This window comes from Streptoalloteichus hindustanus, from assembly GCF_900129375.1.
Classification (GTDB): Bacteria; Actinomycetota; Actinomycetes; order Mycobacteriales; family Pseudonocardiaceae; genus Streptoalloteichus; species Streptoalloteichus hindustanus.
On record NZ_FQVN01000005.1, the window covers coordinates 394,284 to 410,369 of the forward strand.

Genomic DNA, 16,086 nt, shown 5'->3' on the forward strand with positions numbered 1-16,086 from the left:
CAATCTTCGCCTTCCCTTGCCAGACCTGAAAAACATGAGCAGACCTCGCTTCGGCGGCTTCGCCGGAGCCGCGGGTCACCCCTGTTCGGGTAGCGCCCTCGGTCTGGCCGGCGCTCGGGGAAGCGGCGTCCACAGTGGACTGTGGTCTCATGCGATCTGACGTGTCCGCAACAACTCCGCGTCGGTGAGCGCGGAGTCCTGGAGTGGTCAGGAAGCGGAAGTGCTTGCGGGGTCGCCGAGAGCCCGGTGCGTCAGTTGGAGGACGTGGCGCACCACCTGGTCGGCGTCGATGTCGTCGTCCTGGAAGGCCAACTCGTCCAGGAGGCCGTCCGCCGCGTGGTAGACCATGCGGAACGCGACGGCCGGGTCGTGGGCGTGGAAGGCTCCCGCCTCCGCGCCCCGGACGACGAAGTCGCACATGAGGGCGACGACGCGGCGGTTCGCCTGCCGGCAGATCTCCAGCGCCTTCGCGTTGGCCGAGCCGTAGACGATGCGGTGGAGCGCGCCGTTCGCCGCGGCGTGCCTGACGAGCGCGGTCAGGACGCGGTCGATGGTGGGCCACCAGTCAGCGCCCTCGTCGAGGATGTCCTGGGTCTTGGTGACGATCGCGTCGACGTAGCGCTCCCACAGCGCGCCGAGGAGGTGGTCCTTGGAGTCGAAGTACAGGTAGAAGGTGCCCTTCCCGATCTCGGCCGCGGCGGCGATCTCGGTGATGGTCGCGTCGGCGAAGCCGGTGGTGGCGAAGACCTCCCTGCCGGCGCGCAGGATGTCCTCCCTGCGGTCCTCCTGGCTCTTGGCCACCCGCTTGCGCCGCGTTCCTGTCGCCATCGAGCACCTCCACGCCGGCCGACCTGGCGAGTGTAGCCGACTGACCGTCGGTCATTCTATTGACTGACCGTCGGTCAGTTTGGTTGGCTGGGCGTCGTCGCCACCCCCTCGGAGGTCCCTCCCCGGTGGCAGCTCCTGTTCGTCGCGTCCCGAAGACGGTGAGGACCCATGACAGTCACGAACGCCGACGTGCCCGAGACCCGGCGAGCGGCCGACCCGCTCCCGCCGTGGCGGTTCTGGGCCAGCGCCTACGCGCTGCTCGTGCTGCTGGCGGGGACGAACCTGCCGACCCCGCTCTACCGCGGTTACCAGGAGCGGTTCGGCTTCTCGCCCCTGGTCGTGACGCTCGTCTTCGGGGTGTACGTCGCCGCGCTCATCCCGGCCCTGCTCGTGGCCGGCCCGCTGTCGGACGCGGTCGGCCGGCGGCGCGTGCTGGTGCCCGCGATCGTGCTGGCCGCCCTCGGCGCGTTGGCCTTCGCGCTCGCCACCTCCACCGCGTGGTTGTACGTCGCCCGCGTCCTCCAGGGCCTGGCCCTCGGCGCGTCCTCCGGCACGCTGACCGCTGCCCTGACCGAGCTGGAGCCCCGGGGCGACCGCCGCCGCGCCGCCCTGGTGTCCACAGTGGTCTCGGTCGGCGGGCTGGGCGCCGGGCCGCTGCTGGCCGGCGTGCTGGCCCAGTACGCCCCCGCGCCCCGGGTTCTCCCCTTCGTCCTGGAGATCGTCCTGCTCGCGGTGGCCGCCGCGCTCGTCGCCGGAATGCCCGAGACCCGGCCGACGACACGCTGGCGACCCCGGCGACCGCAGATCCCGGTGGCGGCACGGCGCGTCTTCCTGACCAGTGGCGCCGCGAGCTTCCTCGCCTTCTCGGTGACGGGCCTGGCGTTGAGCCTCGTCCCGACCTACGTCACACGGCTGTCCGGGAGCGACAACCTGGTCGCGGCCGGTGGCGCGGTGGCGTTGGTGCTCGCCGCCTCCTCGGTGGCCCAGATCCTCGCGTCCGGCCGGCGTTCGGGGCCGGTGCAGGTCGTCGGGTTGGTGGTGCTCGCCGCCGGCCTCGTGCTGCTCGCGGTCGCCGGGTCGGCGTCCTCACTGGTGACGCTGCTCCTCGCGGCCGTGGTCGCGGGGGCGGGTCACGGGCTCGCCTTCCTGGGCGGGCTGACCGAGGTGACCCGGGTGGCGCCGGCGGACCGCAGGGCGGACGTGCTGTCCAGCTTCTTCGTGATCGTCTACCTCGGCGTGGGCGTGCCCGTGATCGGCGTGGGCTTCCTGGCGACCAGGATCGGCCTTCTCCTGGCAGTCCAGTACTTCGCGGCTGTCGTCGTGGTGCTGTGCCTCGTCGTGGCGGCTGCGCTCGGCGCGCTGTCGCGGCGTGCGAGCACCGTCCACTCCTGACAGTCCACTTCGGAGGAATGTGTGAACACCAACGACATCGGTCACGCCTACGAGGGCTTGTTGAGGGTGGCGGCGGACCTCACGTCCGCGTCGCTCGACCAGCAGGAGCGGGCCGACACGGACTGGACGTTGTGCCACGTCGCGCTCAGCGACCGCCTTCTCGCCGACGCGGCCCGCGAGGTCCTCGCCGGTCGACCACCCCTCGTCGACAACCTCCCGGCCATGGAACCGTCGGCCATCTCCTCTCTGATCCGCTCGACCACGCACGAGGAACGCGTCGACCTGGTTCGGCGGAACGGAGCCGAGTTCGTCGACCTCCTCGCGCGAACTCCGGAGAAGGACGAGGACACCCCTGTTCGTCTTCGCGTGTTCGGGCGCGACGGCCAACACGTCACCGACGGCGAGATGACGTGGGGTGAGCTCGTTCGACTGCGAGCGGAGAGCCACCTGCCCGGACACGCGGCGCGCCTGGCCGGTTTCCTCGCAGCGGCCCAGAACCGAGAGCAACGGGGCTGATTGCGGCGTCTCCTGTCGGACAGCGATCAGCCGATCCGCTCCTGGCTCGGGTTCAACCACTCGGCGATATCGGCGACGACGGCCGGATCAACGTGCTGCGCCTCCTCGTACTCGGTGGGCGTGGAGGGGCCTGATCCGGGGAAGAACAGGTGGTTGTCGGCCTCGTACACGCGGATCGTGACGTCCTCCCGGTGGGCCAGACCCGCCTGCCAACGCACGAGATCGTCCTCGACCGTCACCTGGTAGTCGCGGCCGCCCTGGAGGATGAGCATCGGGATGTTCAGCGTTTCGGCGGCGGCGACCGGGTCGTAGTCACGGAGGTCCAGCCAGTACGGGGCCGTGAGGCCGAACGGCAGGTCCTTCGCGGGCGTGGAGGGCGACAGCAGGGGGCTGTCGACGAGCGCGGCCTGCTGGGCGATCGCCGTGACGGCGGCCTCGGTGACCGTGTCGGGGTACAGCGCGGCCAGATAGCGGGTGACGCGGACGGCGGCGTGGTGCATCGGCTGGGTGTCGCCGGCCAGAATCACCAGGCCAGCAACGGATTTCTCAGCCTGCGCGACCCGTGGCGCGACCTTGCCGCCCATGCTGTGGCCGAGGAGGAAGACCCGGTCGAGGTCCACAGTGGACTGGTTCTGGAGCAGGCGCACGGCGGCGACCGCGTGGGGCACGTACTCGTCCGACATCGTGAAGCCGGCCGTGGTCATGACGTGGCTGTGGACGTGCGTCACCTTGTCGAAGCGCAGCACCGCGACGCCACGACTGGCCAGCCCCCACGCCAGGTCCCTGAGCGGCTTGTTCGGCCCGCTGGTCTCGTCGCGGTCGAACGGCCCACCACCGCTGAGCAACACGACGCCGGGGTGGGGGCCAGGTCCGTGCGGCACCGTCATCGTGCCGGGAACGGCGAGTGGACCGGTGCCGACTGTCACTTCGCGCTCGCTGAACCGGTGCGGGGCGGCGTAGGACGGTGGTTCCCAGGACGTGGCGCCGGCCGGGGCGAGTCGCAAACCGTGCACCATGCCGCTGCCGTCGACTGACACGACCACGGTGAACTCTCCCTTCTCGCACACCACGGGGACGCCCACCCGGGTCACGCCCGCCGTCGGCGGCTCGCTCGTCGGTTCACCGATGCCGGTGATCGGCCCGGTCTTGGTCAGTTCGGTCGTCCACGCCGTCCGCAGCGTCTCGGCGGACACGACGGTCCGCAGTGATGCGGCGAAGAGGTCCTCGATCTCCGCGAAGCGTTCGTCCCGCGCCAGCTCGACGAGCCGCATCCCGCGTGTCGCTGCGTCGCTGCTCGACACCACCCGCACCACCTTTCGCATGTTTTGCGAACGTTAGCACGACATGAGAACGTTGGCGGGTGGAATCCCTGGAGCTCCTGGCGCACCCGGTGCGGCTGCGGATCGTCCACGCGATGCGCGGTGGGCGGTCGCTCACCACCGCGGAGCTGTGCGCCCGGGTGCCGGACGCCTCGAAGGCCATGGTCTACCGGCACGTCGACCTGCTCGTGGCCGGCGGAGTCCTGGAAGTGGCCGAGGAGCGGAGGGTGCGGGGCGCCGTGGAGCGCCGGTACCGGCTCCGGCAGGACCTGGCGGTCGTCGACGCCGAGACCCTGGAGAGGTTGTCGCGCGACGACTACCGGCGTGGTTTCGCCGCCGCGCTGGCCGTGCTGGTCGCCGAGTTCGACGCCTACCTCGCCCGGGAGGACGCGGACCCGACGGCGGACCTCGTCGGATTCCGGCAGCACGCGGTCTGGCTCAGCCGAGACGAGCTCCTGGAGATGATCGGCGAGATGCGGGACGCGATCGCGCCCCGGTTGAACAACCCGGCGACCCCGAACCGCCGGCGCTACCTGCTCAGCCCGGTCCTCTTCCCGGTCGAGGAACTGCCCGACGCCCCCGGGACCGGCTGAGCCGCCCCCGGTCCGCCGCCCGGGGCTCGCGGACGTTCCAGGAGTGAGCCCCCGAACCAGCGGGTAGCCGACGCGTGGGTCTCCTACCTCACCCTGCGCTCATCCGGGAAGTACCCATGGCGGAATCCCTCACGCGCGGTGATCCACCGTGCGCGCGACAACCGAGAGCGTCCCCCGACGGGCAGCCCGACGGGCAGGTGGCGCCCAGCATGGGGGTCGAGGAGGAGTTCGTCCTGGTCGACCGGCACAGCCGCCAGTCGGTGCGCCGGGCGCGCGAGGTGGTCCGCGCGGCGAAGGACGCGGCCGGCGCCGAGCACGTCGAGCCGGAGATGGCCCAGGCCCAGGTGGAGAACGTGAGCGCCGTGTGCCACACCGCCGCCGAACTGCACGCGGAGGTGACGCGGCTCCGGGGCAGCACGGCGGCCGAGGCGGCGCGGGCCGAGTGCCTGCTGGTGCCCTCGGGCACCGCGGTGCTCGGGGACGTGGGGCCACCGCCCATTCTGGACAAACCGCGCTACCACACGATCGAACGCCGGTTCGGTCCACTGGTCCGACAGCAGTGCGTGAACGCCTGTCACGTCCACATCGGCGTGCGGGACCGGGAGGAGAGCGTGCAGGTCGTCAACCACCTGCGGGTCTGGACCCCCCTGCTGTTGGCGCTGTCGGTGAACTCACCGTTCTGCGCGGGGGAGGACACCGGGTACGCGAGCTGGCGCTCGATGGTGTGGGGCCGCTGGCCGACCTGCGGTCCACCTCCCTACCTTGAGTCAGCCGCGCACTACGAGCACGTCGTGGGTTCGCTGGTGGACAGCGGGGCGGCGGTCGACGGCGGAATGCTGTACTGGCACGTGCGACCCTCCCGACACGTCCCCACCGTGGAGATGCGTGTCGCGGACGTGCTGCCCGACGTGAGGGACACCGTCGCCTACGCCCTTCTCGTCCGGGCGCTGGCCGCCGCGTGCCTCGACTCGGTCCGCTCCGGGGCGCGCTCACTCCCCGTGCCCGAGGCCGTGCTCCGGGCCGCGAGCTGGCGGGCCGCCCGCTACGGCATGAACAGCCTCCTGCTGGCCACCCACCGTCCCGCCCCCGTCCTCGCGCCCGCGTGGAGCCTGGTCCGGGAACTCGTGGCGTCCGTGCTGCCGCACCTGGAGCGGCACGGCGACAGCGAGATCGTGCGGCGGTGGCTGGAACTGGTCCACGCGCGTGGCACGGGCGCGGAGCGGCAGCGCGCCGTCGCCCGCCGACACGGGGGCGATCTGCGCGCGGTCGTCGACGACCTGGCCGTCGCCCCGTCCCCACCCGACGGAGGAGTCACATGAACAGCACACCGCTGTCCGGGACAGCGCTGGTGCCCACCCGCATGTACCTCACCACCGGCGTGGGGCGGCACCGGTTCGAGTTGCAGGCCCACGACCTGATGTACGTCGACGCCGGCCTCGGCCGGGTCAACCGGGTCCAGGTCTCCTCCCGGGTGCCGCCCGGCTGCGCCCTCGTCTCCGCCGAGGAGGGTGGACGCCTGCTCCGGGATGGCCAGATCCTGTTCGCCATCCAGGCCCTGGGCGAGACCAGCACTCCCGGGACGCGGATCGCCACGGCGGTGGGCGTGGTGGTTCCCGCGTCCGGCGGGATGGGGTGCGTCGCCGAGGTGCACGAGGACGACGCCGTCGGCAAGGACGCGGCCCAGGCCCGGCGGAAGGCGGCGCGCATGGCGCTGACCGCCATGGCCGTCGAACTGGGCCAGGCCACCGACGACGTCGAGAACCTCGACCACCCCGAGCGGGAACGCCACGAGTTGGGCGACACCGCGGTGCACGTCCACACCGCGGCGGTGGCGGCGGTCGGCCCGGACAACGGGGACTACGTCAAGATCCTCGCCAGTCTCGTCTTCCTCTTCTGAGTTCCGCTCGTTCCGGGTTCCTCCCGACCAGCCGACGCGCGTGGAGACTCGTCCTTCCGTTCCGAGGTGAACATGTCACCCACCGCCCTGACCGTCGTCGCCGACCACTGCTGGAACGGCACGAGCGACCACCCCGCAGGCCCCACCGCGGTCACCGCGGTGGACGGTGTGATCACCTCGGTCGCCCCCGCCCCCGCCCCCGCCCCCGAGCTCCCACCCGACGCGCGGGTGGTCCGGCTGGGCGCGCGGACGCTGCTGCCCGGGCTCATCGACTGCCACGTCCACCTGGTGGACGAGGCGCACGACAGCGGGCTCGCGGCCTACCAGACCCTGAGCGCCGTGCCCGCCATGAAGGCCATCCTGGCGGCCGGGTTCACCACCGTGCGCGACCTCGGCTGCGCGCACGACCCGATCAACGTCGCGTTGCGGCAGGCGGTCGAGGACGGCCTGGTCGAGGGGCCGCGGCTGGTCGTCGCGCCCAACATCATCTCCGCGCCGGGCGGACACGGCGACAAGATGCCCGACCTGAGCGACCGCTACGGCGTGGACGTGGGCACGCTGGCGGACGGCGTCGCCGGGCTGCGCCGCCTCGTGCGCCACCAGGCGCGGGTCGGCGCGGACTGGATCAAGTTCGCCGCGAGCGGCGGCTTCAGCTCACCCGCCGACACACCCGACCACGTCACCTTCACGGTCGAGGAGATGACCGCGATCGTCGCCACCGCCCGCGACCACGGCCTGCGCTGCGCCGCGCACGCCTTCAACGACGAGGCCGTGCGGCGCGCTCTGACGGCGGGGGTGCGCAGCGTCGAGCACGCCAACCTGGCCTCCGCGCAGACCTTCGCGCGCATCGCCGACCACGGCGCCTACCTGTGCCCCACCCTGCACGCCCAACGCCGCTTCATCGACAACCTCGACGACGAGTTCTGGTCGGGTCGCGACCCCAGGATGCGCGCGCAGTACCGCGCCCGCGCCTGGCGCATCCGCGAGTCGGCGACACACCTGGCCGACAGCGAGGTCCGCATCGCCTTCGGCACCGACGCGGGCATGTTCCCGCACGGTGAGGCGTGGCGGGAGTTCGCCGACCTGGCGGAGGTCGGCCTGCCCCCGCTGCGGGTGCTGCGGGCCGCCACCTCGGTCGCGGCCGAACTGCTCGAACGCCCGAACCTGGGACGCATCGCCCCCGGCGCCACCGCGGACCTCGTCGCGGTGGCCGGCGACCCGTTCACCGACATCAGCGCCATGGGACGGGTGGAGTTCGTCGCCCGCGCCGGCGTCGTCGTGGTCGACCGGACCACCGACGGCCAGTGAGCCCGAGCCAGTCCCCGGCGATCTGGGCGAAGAGGAGATCGACGTTCTTGTCGACGCCGCACCGCAGGACAGTGACGAGTTGGAGCGCGTCATCGACGTACGGCTTGAGAAGGGGGTCGTTGTCGCACTGCCGCCACTGGTCGGCGATCGCTTCCAGGCGGGGCAGGATGGCGGCGCACTGGGCGGGCGTGAGAGTCCCGTCGTCGTCCGGGTGGTCGAGAAGTGGTTCGAGCGTGGTGGAAACGCTGTCCCATGGGCGCTCCCCACCGAAGCCCCTCATCTCGGAGAGGGTGAATCCCCCGGCCTGCGCCAAGCGGCGCCGGAAAACGTCGAAGCGGTTGTAGGACCAGGAGATGTCGGGGCTGTCGGTGTCGTCATCCGCTGGGCACAGCACAAGCCCGACGTGGTCCTCCTCGTCGCCGCGCACAGGGTAGGGGGCGGCGGGTCCGCTCCGACAAGCGAGTTGTTCTCCCTGCCGCTGGAACGATCCCGGCGGCCGGTTGGTTGTGGACCGGGGTGGGACGGGGAAGGCGCCTATACTTGGGGTTCTGGCTTTGGGGGATGCGGTGGCTGTCAGTAGCGATGAGTTCTTCCGGGTGGTGGACGCTCTTGTCGACGTGGAGCGTTCCCAGAACGAGCAGTACAGCTCGTTCAGCGTGCGCGGCAAGCGGTTCGGCTACTACTGGCCGCGAACGCAGACCGTCGGCCTGAAGCAGACCCTGTCCGAGCAGCAGGCGTTGGTGGCCGAGCGGCCCGACGTCTTCGAGGAGCAGTTCACCGCCGGTGGTTTCGGCTGGGTGGTCGTCCACCTGGCCGGCGTCGAGGTCGACGAGTTGTCCGAACTGGTCTTCGAGGCCTGGCGGCTGTCCGCCCCCGAGGACCTGGTCGCCGAGACGCCCGACTGGGCGGAGCAGCCGCCCACCCTTCGCTCGTAGGTCGGGTCCGAGCGGGTTCGGGTGGACAGCTCTGTTCAGTGTGCCCCCGGCGCCGAACCCGCGACTGATCGGCCGCGGCCGCGCTGGCTTCTTGGTCCACATTGGACAGAGTTTGCCGACGTGGGCCGGGAAACCGGTCGGCTGGATGTGCGGGAGCGCTCATGATCAGCATGGGGTGCCCTGCTGTGCGAGCGAGGAGTGTGGGCGAGAGTGAGCCTGCCCTACTACGTCGATGCCGTCCGTCGGGTCTTCGGTGAGGAGGACGTGGCCGAGGCCAGTCTGCGTTGTGGGCAGTTCCACGACGTCCTGCTCACGCCGACGAAGGTCTACCGCTTTCCCCGGAACAGATCCGCCGCGTCCAGGATGGCCGTGCGGGCCGAGGTGCTCCGCGTTCTGTCGACACTGGACCTGGGGGTGTCCACACCCCAGGTGCTGTCTGTTGAGGACGGCGCGTTGCCCTGCCTCGTGATCAGCAGGGTTCCGGGCCGTCCCTTGGAGCGGGCCGAGTTGGCGTCGCCGCGGGCGGTCGAGCGGGTCGCTGGCCAGATCGCCGTGTTGTTGGGGGAGTTGGAGCGGGCAGGCCAGGACGAGAGGGTTCGCGACCTGGTCGGACTGTCGTCTTCGGACCGGTGGGCGGACTTCGCCGAGGGCGTCAGGAGAGAGCTGTTTCCCCTGATGTCACCCGCTGGCCGCCAACGCGCCGAGGCGGAGCTGGTCGCTGTCACCGGTCTCGACCCCGTGACGAGCGCACTCGTCCACGGTGATCTCGGCGGCGAGAACGTGTTGTGGGAGCTGGGAACCGGCGGTCCTCGGCTGGTGGGCGTCGTGGACTGGGACGAGGTCTCGGTCGGCGACCCGGCCGAGGACCTCGCGGCGATCGCCGCCAGCTACGGAGAAAACCTGGTCAGACGGGTTCTTCAGCTCCGGGGGATGACAGGTCTCAGCGAACATCTCGACAGAATTCGGACAGTTCAGGCAACCTTCGCACTTCAACAGGCGCTGTCCGGCATGCTCGACGCCGACGAGGCCGAGGTCGCGGACGGGCTGGGGAGCTACCGCTGATCCGTCCACACCGCCGCGGCCCGTCTCCCCTGTATGACCGGAACCGAAGGGCCGCCATGCCAGTACGCGCGCGTGAGATCGGAATCAACATCGGCAGAGGAAAACCCGGGAAGCACAACGCCATCACGGACGTGCCCGGGGTGAAGGTCGGACACGTCACCCTCATCGAGGGCAAGGGCAAGCTGGTGGTGGGCAAGGGGCCGGTGCGCACCGGCGTCACGATGATCCTGGGGCACCCCGGGCATCCGTTCGACGAGCCGCTCTACGCGGGAGCGCACTGGTTCAACGGCAACGGTGAGCTGACCGGGATGGCCTGGATCCAGGAGTTCGGGTTACTCACCTCGCCGATCGCGCTCACCAACAGCAGCAGCGTCGGCGTGGTGCGGGACGCCATCGGGTCCATTGAGGCCAGCATGCTCCTCCCGGAGCAGAACCCGTGGTCGCTGCCCGTGGTGGGCGAGACGTGGGACGCGGCGCTCAACGACATGGCGGGCGGGCACGTCAAGCCCGAGCACGTGTGGGAGGCGTTCCGCAAGGCGAAGGACGGGCCGGTCGCCGAGGGCAACGTCGGCGGCGGCACCGCCCAGATCGCGTTCGGGTTCAAGAGCGGGATCGGGACCGCGTCGCGGAAACTGCCCGACAGCGACGGCGGGTGGACGGTGGGCGTGCTGTTGCAGGCCAACCACGGACGCCGCGACAACCTGACCGTCCTCGGCGCCCCCGTTGGCGAGGAGATCCCCGCCACCGCGGTGCCCTTCCCGCAGCCGCCCGAGGCCACCTACCGGCCCGGCGCCGGTTCCATCCCGATCATCGTCGCGACCGACGCGCCGTTGCTGCCGCACCAGTGCCAGCGGTTGGCCCGGCGGGCCGGCATCGGCATGCTGCGCTCCGGCGGTCTGGCCGAGAACGACAGCGGAGACCTGTTCTTCGCCTTCTCCACGGCGAACCGGGGCAAGATCCCGGGCCCGAACATCGTGCACTCGCCGTTGAAGCACGACCTGACCGTGCTGACCGACGCGTTCCTCGACCCGATCTTCGAAGCCGCCGCCGAGGCCACCGAGGAGGCGATCCTCAACTCGTTGCTGATGGCGGAGACGATGACCGGCAGGGACAACGTGACCGCCCACGCGCTCCCGCCGGCGCTCCTCCTGAAGATCCTCGCCAAGTACAAGCGGGGCCCGCGCCCCGCCGGCTCGTAGCGATGACGGCCGGTGGACATCCTGCTGGGGGGCGTCCACCGGCCCCACCGCTCGTCCGGCCAGAGCTGGTGTGCCGGGAGGAGCCTCGGGCTCCGGCGTCAGAGCGTTGTTCCACCGTCTACTGAGGACCAAACTGTCTGGTGGGAAACCGACGGGTGGACGGGGTTCGCCGTCGCTCTGCGACAATCCTCCGTGTGATCAGGGAAGAGGTTGTTCCGGCAGTGCGCTTCCTGCTCTCGCTGATCGATCCGGACGACGCGGCGACAGTGCGGGCGCGGCTCCGGATCGATCCACCGTCCGAGTCGTCCGAGTCGTCCGAGTCGCGGTTGGACGGACGGGTGGCACGGGAGCTCCGGCTTCTGTGGCCGCCGCGGGCGGTTCTGCTGTGGATGCTCGAACAGGACGATCCCGTGATGAACGAGTTCGTCTTCCACCACATGGAGCCCTCTGACACGATCAAGCGAGACATCGTCCGCGGGGTTCCCTTCGGCGCCGCGCCCGGTCCGCTCCAGGTCACGTGGACGTGCGAGCGGCCTCGTTGTTCCCATGAGGAACCCGAGATCCCGGTGAGCCCGCTCGGGCTGATCGGCGGGCTCCGGCAGGCGCGCTCCATGTCGACGGCGCGGGCGGCGACGCGCGCGGTGAGCAAGGCGGACTGGCCGGAGGTCGCCGAAGCGGACCGCGTGGAACCCCTGCCCGGCTTCACGCGGTGGGCGCTGTCGTCCCGGATCGACTGCCCGCCGGAGTTGCGCGTCCAGTTCGGTTCGCACCCGAAGTTCGCCCACCGGCAGCGGCGGGACGGCATTGTCGAGCCGCGGGAGTACGCCGCCCGCTCGACCCCCGCGCGGTTCGTGCTGGGCGTTCTCCACCTGGGCACGCGCCTGTTCCCCGAACGCGCCAACGAGGCCGCCGAACTGCTCGCGCCGCTGGTCCGCCGTGACCTCGGCGCGAATCCGGAGGCGTGGGCGGCACTGGCCCAGGTGTTGCCGACGTTCTCCGGCCCGGCGCCGGAACTGGTGCGCACCTGTGGTGCGAGCACCGATGTCTAGGTGACGGGCGGCTGGATTCGAACCAGCGTGCTCCCCCTTGGCAAGGCGGCGCGACTGCCCCTGCGCGCTACGACCCGTCAGGCGGGAATGCTAGCCGCCGCCCGAACAAGGCGACGCGGTGGGTGTCAGGACAAAGTCGCCGAGGTCGCAGCGGTTCCGGGTCGAGGCGTTCGCGCGGATGCCGCGTCAGGGCTGTCCGGGTGGTGGCTGCCGGTGGACGCTGCGGATCGCTGCGACGTCGGCGTGCACGGCGGGATGCGCGGGGACGTCCGCGCTCAGGGCGTCGAGCCGGCGTCGGACGCTGGTGGCGATTCCCTTGCCCAGCACGAAACGCGTCGGTGTGATCGCTCGCAGTGCGCCGTCCAGCAGTCGGTGCGCCTCGCGGCTGCGCATCCCGGTGTCGCTCAGGATCAGGTGCCGCAGCTGGTGCGGCCGTGCCGCGAGCGCGCCGGCGATCGCGGACGCGGCGGTCTCGTCCAGCCGGTTGTTCTGCGAGCCGAGGGCTCCCGCCGCCCGGACCCGGCCGAGGTCGCACACCTCGACCCCGGCGGCCACGGCCGCTGCCACCAGCCGAGCCGCGGCGCCCGGCCCAATTCCGTTGCTGGCGACGGAAAGCCGACGCAGACGCCCACCCGGCGCGAGCGCGTTCGCGATGGTTTCCGCGCCCTGGTCGCCGAGTCGCGCTGCGGAGACGTACAGCTCGCTGACGGCGTCGGCTTCCAGGAGCGCGGCCAGGTGCGTCGCGCCGCGCGGGCCGAGCGGGTTGCCGCCGACGTAGAGGCGCTCGATCCGCCGCCCGGCCCGCGCCGCGGTGACCAGGGCGTTCACCAGGACGGCCAGGCCCCCGGCGTCCAGGTCGGTCTGGACCAGGTCGAGGGTGCGCAGGGAGCGGGCGGACTCGACGATCCCGGCGGCCGCCTCGCCTCCGCCCGCGCCGAGCGGGTTGCGTTTGAGCCACACCCCGGTGATCTGGTTGGCCTGCGGGGACATCCGCAGGTTGTCCGCGATGCGGCAGGCGCCACCCGAGGTGATTCCGTTGCAGCCCAGGTAGAGCGTCTCCACCGCGCGCTCGACGGCCTGGCCGGCCACCCCGGCCGCGCCCTCGTCACCGAGCCCGTCGGTGCCCAGCAACAGGTGCCGGACCACGCCGGGGCGCAGCGCGTCGGCGACCAGCGCCGCCCCGGTCGGCCCCAACGCCTGCTTGCACAGGTCCAGCCGGCCGTCGGGCATCGCCGTCCCGGCGGGGAAGTCCAGCCGCTGGTCGGTCGTCGCCCCGGTGCGCAGCCACGACAGCAGCGGCTCCAGGTCCGCCAGCGGGCGGGGGTCGACGAGGCTCACCACGCGGCCTCCCGGTAGTCCTTGAGGAACACCCCGGCGACCGGAGCGCCCGCCTCGCCGCGCACGATGGGGTCGTACACGCGCGCGGCGCCGTCGACGACGTCCAGCGGGGTGCGGAAACCGTGCTCGGCCAGCCGGGCCTTCTTCGGCGCGGGGTTCTCGTCGGTGATCCACCCGGTGTCCACCGCGCACATGTACACGCCGTGGCGCGCCAGGTCCGGGCCGCTGGTGCGGGTGAGCATGTTCAGCGCCGCCTTGGCCATGTTCGTGTGCGGGTGCCCGGATGTCTTGTTCCGCACGGCGAACCGGCCCTCCACGGCCGTGACGTTGACGACGTAGCGCCGGGGGTGGGGCGAGGCGAGCAGCAACGGCAGCAGGCGGTCGCACAGCAGGGTCGGCGCGAGCGCGTTGACGAGCTGGGTCTCCAGCACCTCGGCCGGGTCGAGCTCCCCGATGCGCGCCGACCAGGAGTTGACCGGGGCGGTGTCGGGCAGCAGCCCGGCCTCGTCCACCTCGGCCAGCACGAGCGCGAGCGCGTCCCGCTCCCGCCCGCCGGCGCCCAGGGCGGGCATCGGGCGGAAACCCGGGGCGAGGCGGGCGTTCCCGGGCAGCGCGCCGGTCTCCCCGGCGACGAGGGCCGCGTACGACCCGGGCGGCCGGCGCACCGTCTGGGCCGCGTTGTTGACCAGGATGTCCAGCGGCGCGCCCTCGTCGCGCAGCGACTCGCACAGGCCGAGCACCTGGCGGGGGTCGCGCAGGTCGATGCCCACCACCGTCAGCCGGTCCAGCCACGCCGCGCTGCCGGGCGCCTCCCGGAAGCGGCGCAGGGCGTCGTGCGGGAAGCGCGTGGTGACCAGGAGTTCGGCGCCGTCGCGCAGCATCATCAGCGCGAGCTGGAAGCCGATCTTCACCCGGCCGCCGGTGAGCAGCGCGCGGCGTCCGGTCAGGTCGGCGCGGGCCGTCCGGCGCTCGGTGTTCTCCGCCGCGCAGGTCGGGCACAGCCGGTGGTAGAAGGCGTCCGCGAGCTGGTAGTTCTCCTTGCACACGTAACAGCGGCGGGGGCGGGTCAGCGCGCGGGCGGGGGCGTCGGGCTCGACGCGCAGGGGAGCGTCCTCGCGGCGGGTGCGGGAACCGGTGGCGGTCGCGGCGTCGATCGCGGCGTCGGCGGCCGCGCGCTCGGCGCTCCGCGTCTTCCTGCGCCGTTGCTTGCCGTCCCTGGCGAAGGACTCCGCGACCCGTTCGGCCCGCAACCGCACCGGGTCGTCCACGGGCAGGGCGCGCAGCCGGGCGACGGTCGCGTGGAACGACGCGAGCTCGTCCTCGCTGATCCCGCCCACGCTTCCCCCTGGTTCGCCGGTGGTCCCGGTCGGATTCGAACCGACGTGACCGCCTTGAGAGGGCGGCGCGCCTGCCTCTGCGCTACGGGACCGGACAGCCTGCCCGGGTGGTCGGATTCGAACCGACGTGACCGCCCTGCCGGTGCGACGCGCCTGCCTCTGCGCTACGACCCGGGCATTGCGATCATCATAAACGGCGCTCGCCGGCCGAGATCGCTGTGCCCCGGTGCGGGCGAAGCGCCGGTGGTAGGTGGTTCCCCCGCACCGGCGCCATGCCGTCGGCGTTCTGGTGCTCTTCCCGGTTCAGGCGAATCGGAAACGATCGGCAGCTGCGCGGCCCCAGGCGTCGGAAGCTTTGATCGTGATTCGGTGGACCGCCTTCGGTACGAGGGCCCAAAAATCAGGTGGTGGCCGGGAATGGCGTGACCTGGCGGAGGCCGGGGAAACCGCCGGCGTCCGTTCGCCGCGGCGGACAGGGGATTCCGTGGCCATCGCCCGCGCCGCAACGGTTTGATCACGTGGTTCGGCCCGGGCTAACCTGCCGACCGGTATCGCTCCAGGGGGACAAATGGTCAGCAGGTTCGGCCGCGCGGTCGTGGCGTTCGGGATTCTCGCGGCGACGGCGGGTTGCGGTGGCGGCGCGGAGACGCCGCCCCGCTCGTGCGACGAGCAGCAGGCCGCCGTGACCGCCGCCGAGGCCCCGGCCGCCGAGGCGGAGAAGGCGGTCAAGGAGGTCGAGGGCAAGGCCGAGGAGGCGCGCAAAGCCGCGGACGCCGCCAAGGCCGAGTCCGACAAGGTGGGCGCGGAAGCCGACAGGGAGAAGGCCAGGGGAGACCACAGCGCCGCTGGTTACGCCAACGCGGCGGCGGCCGACGCCCGCGCCGCGGAGGCCGTCGCCGAGTCGGCCAAGGCCGTCGCGAACGCCAAGCTGGCGAATGGGGACGCGGAGAGGGCGCGGGGCAGGGCCGCGGAAGCGGCGGGGAAGCTCACCGAGGCCAAGCGGAAGCTGGAGGAGTGTCGCAAGTAGACACTTCGTGACGCCGAGTTCGAGTTTCTCCTCGGCGTCGATCGACGTGTCGCGCCCGAAGGCGGTCGGGAGGCCCACCGCCTTCGGGCATTGCTTTGCCGTTCGCCGGTCGCGCCGGTCCTCCGGCCGGCGTTTTCTCCGCGTGATCGACCTTCCGCTCACTCCTCCCAGGTTGGCCCCGTCTTTTCCGGAGTAATAGGGGGGAATGGTGGAGAAGGCGGGCCGGCGCTGTTCTTGTGGGGCGCCGGGACGCGCCGTCCCGCTTCTCTCCACGACCGGACCTGAC

15 protein-coding genes and 3 tRNA genes are annotated in these 16,086 nt (G+C 71.8%); 11 read left to right on the forward strand and 7 right to left on the reverse strand.

Annotated elements, in window-relative coordinates; all coding sequences use genetic code 11:
- Positions 1-207: 207 nt before the first annotated feature.
- Positions 208-828, reverse strand: coding sequence for a TetR/AcrR family transcriptional regulator (locus BUE43_RS17615; protein WP_083959775.1), 621 nt, complete (start codon positions 826-828; stop codon positions 208-210).
- 168 nt (positions 829-996) lie between these two features.
- Between BUE43_RS17615 and BUE43_RS17620 the strand changes: the two genes are divergently transcribed.
- Both BUE43_RS17620 and BUE43_RS17625 read left to right on the forward strand, forming a co-directional pair.
- Positions 997-2,220: an MFS transporter gene (locus BUE43_RS17620; RefSeq protein ID WP_083959776.1), complete on the forward strand. Its 1,224-nt coding sequence runs from the start codon at positions 997-999 to the stop codon at positions 2,218-2,220.
- A gap of 21 nt (positions 2,221-2,241) precedes the next feature.
- The gene (locus tag BUE43_RS17625) at positions 2,242-2,736 is read left to right on the forward strand and encodes a hypothetical protein (protein WP_073484463.1); all 495 of its coding nucleotides are present in this window, start codon (positions 2,242-2,244) and stop codon (positions 2,734-2,736) included.
- Between the two features lie 26 nt (positions 2,737-2,762).
- Here the strand turns inward: BUE43_RS17625 and BUE43_RS17630 are convergent, their stop codons facing one another.
- Positions 2,763-4,058, reverse strand: coding sequence for an alpha/beta hydrolase (locus tag BUE43_RS17630; protein ID WP_073484465.1), 1,296 nt, complete (start codon positions 4,056-4,058; stop codon positions 2,763-2,765).
- 38 nt (positions 4,059-4,096) lie between these two features.
- On the opposite strand from BUE43_RS17630, the gene BUE43_RS17635 reads away from it, so the two are divergent.
- The 8 genes from BUE43_RS17635 (at position 4,097) to BUE43_RS17675 (ending at position 12,098) form a co-directional block, all read left to right on the forward strand.
- Positions 4,097-4,648: a helix-turn-helix domain-containing protein gene (locus BUE43_RS17635; RefSeq protein ID WP_073484467.1), complete on the forward strand. Its 552-nt coding sequence runs from the start codon at positions 4,097-4,099 to the stop codon at positions 4,646-4,648.
- A 209-nt stretch (positions 4,649-4,857) separates the two neighbouring features.
- A complete protein-coding gene (locus BUE43_RS17640; RefSeq protein ID WP_073484469.1) occupies positions 4,858-5,967 on the forward strand; it encodes a carboxylate-amine ligase in 1,110 nt (369 codons plus the stop codon).
- Positions 5,964-6,545 (forward strand): pyruvoyl-dependent arginine decarboxylase, encoded by a 582-nt coding sequence (locus BUE43_RS17645; protein WP_073484471.1) that lies wholly within the window; start codon positions 5,964-5,966, stop codon positions 6,543-6,545. The genes BUE43_RS17640 and BUE43_RS17645 overlap by 4 nt, the downstream gene beginning before the upstream one ends.
- Before the next feature lie 72 nt (positions 6,546-6,617).
- Entirely contained in the window at positions 6,618-7,853 is a 1,236-nt protein-coding gene (locus BUE43_RS17650; RefSeq protein ID WP_073484966.1) for a metal-dependent hydrolase family protein, read from the forward strand.
- 566 nt (positions 7,854-8,419) lie between these two features.
- Complete coding sequence (locus BUE43_RS17660) at positions 8,420-8,788, forward strand: MmcQ/YjbR family DNA-binding protein (protein ID WP_073484475.1); 369 nt, start codon at positions 8,420-8,422, stop codon at positions 8,786-8,788.
- 210 nt (positions 8,789-8,998) lie between these two features.
- Entirely contained in the window at positions 8,999-9,850 is an 852-nt protein-coding gene (locus BUE43_RS17665) for an aminoglycoside phosphotransferase family protein (RefSeq protein WP_143174222.1), read from the forward strand.
- A 56-nt stretch (positions 9,851-9,906) separates the two neighbouring features.
- Entirely contained in the window at positions 9,907-11,049 is a 1,143-nt protein-coding gene (locus BUE43_RS17670; RefSeq protein WP_073484479.1) for a DmpA family aminopeptidase, read from the forward strand.
- 194 nt (positions 11,050-11,243) lie between these two features.
- Complete coding sequence (locus tag BUE43_RS17675) at positions 11,244-12,098, forward strand: hypothetical protein (RefSeq protein WP_083959778.1); 855 nt, start codon at positions 11,244-11,246, stop codon at positions 12,096-12,098.
- A 1-nt stretch (position 12,099) separates the two neighbouring features.
- Here BUE43_RS17675 and BUE43_RS17680 read toward each other — a convergent pair.
- From BUE43_RS17680 to BUE43_RS17700, 5 genes are all read right to left on the reverse strand, one after another.
- A tRNA-Gly gene (locus BUE43_RS17680) sits at positions 12,100-12,177 on the reverse strand.
- 107 nt (positions 12,178-12,284) lie between these two features.
- Entirely contained in the window at positions 12,285-13,436 is a 1,152-nt protein-coding gene (locus BUE43_RS17685; RefSeq protein WP_234995775.1) for a leucine-rich repeat domain-containing protein, read from the reverse strand.
- Entirely contained in the window at positions 13,433-14,773 is a 1,341-nt protein-coding gene (locus BUE43_RS17690) for an SDR family NAD(P)-dependent oxidoreductase (protein WP_073484483.1), read from the reverse strand. Before BUE43_RS17690 ends, BUE43_RS17685 begins: the two co-directional genes overlap by 4 nt.
- A 20-nt stretch (positions 14,774-14,793) precedes the next feature.
- A tRNA-Glu gene (locus BUE43_RS17695) sits at positions 14,794-14,865 on the reverse strand.
- 10 nt (positions 14,866-14,875) lie between these two features.
- A tRNA-Ala gene (locus tag BUE43_RS17700) sits at positions 14,876-14,948 on the reverse strand.
- A gap of 393 nt (positions 14,949-15,341) precedes the next feature.
- Between BUE43_RS17700 and BUE43_RS34250 the strand changes: the two genes are divergently transcribed.
- Positions 15,342-15,800 carry a hypothetical protein gene (locus BUE43_RS34250; protein WP_073484485.1) on the forward strand — a complete coding sequence of 153 codons (459 nt, stop codon included), beginning with the start codon at positions 15,342-15,344 and terminating at the stop codon, positions 15,798-15,800.
- The last annotated feature ends 286 nt before the right edge of the window (positions 15,801-16,086 follow it).

What these genes read in the sequence shown, in the direction of transcription:
- BUE43_RS17630 (WP_073484465.1), bottom strand. Translation starts at nt 4,058, where the DNA reads ATGCGAAAGGTGGTGCGGGTGGTGTCGAGCAGCGACGCAGCGACACGC.
- BUE43_RS34250 (WP_073484485.1), top strand. Translation starts at nt 15,342, where the DNA reads ATGGTCAGCAGGTTCGGCCGCGCGGTCGTGGCGTTCGGGATTCTCGCG.
- BUE43_RS17640 (WP_073484469.1), top strand. Translation starts at nt 4,858, where the DNA reads ATGGGGGTCGAGGAGGAGTTCGTCCTGGTCGACCGGCACAGCCGCCAG.
- BUE43_RS17615 (WP_083959775.1), bottom strand. Translation starts at nt 828, where the DNA reads ATGGCGACAGGAACGCGGCGCAAGCGGGTGGCCAAGAGCCAGGAGGAC.
- BUE43_RS17670 (WP_073484479.1), top strand. Translation starts at nt 9,907, where the DNA reads ATGCCAGTACGCGCGCGTGAGATCGGAATCAACATCGGCAGAGGAAAA.
- BUE43_RS17620 (WP_083959776.1), top strand. Translation starts at nt 997, where the DNA reads ATGACAGTCACGAACGCCGACGTGCCCGAGACCCGGCGAGCGGCCGAC.
- BUE43_RS17645 (WP_073484471.1), top strand. Translation starts at nt 5,964, where the DNA reads ATGAACAGCACACCGCTGTCCGGGACAGCGCTGGTGCCCACCCGCATG.
- BUE43_RS17650 (WP_073484966.1), top strand. Translation starts at nt 6,618, where the DNA reads ATGTCACCCACCGCCCTGACCGTCGTCGCCGACCACTGCTGGAACGGC.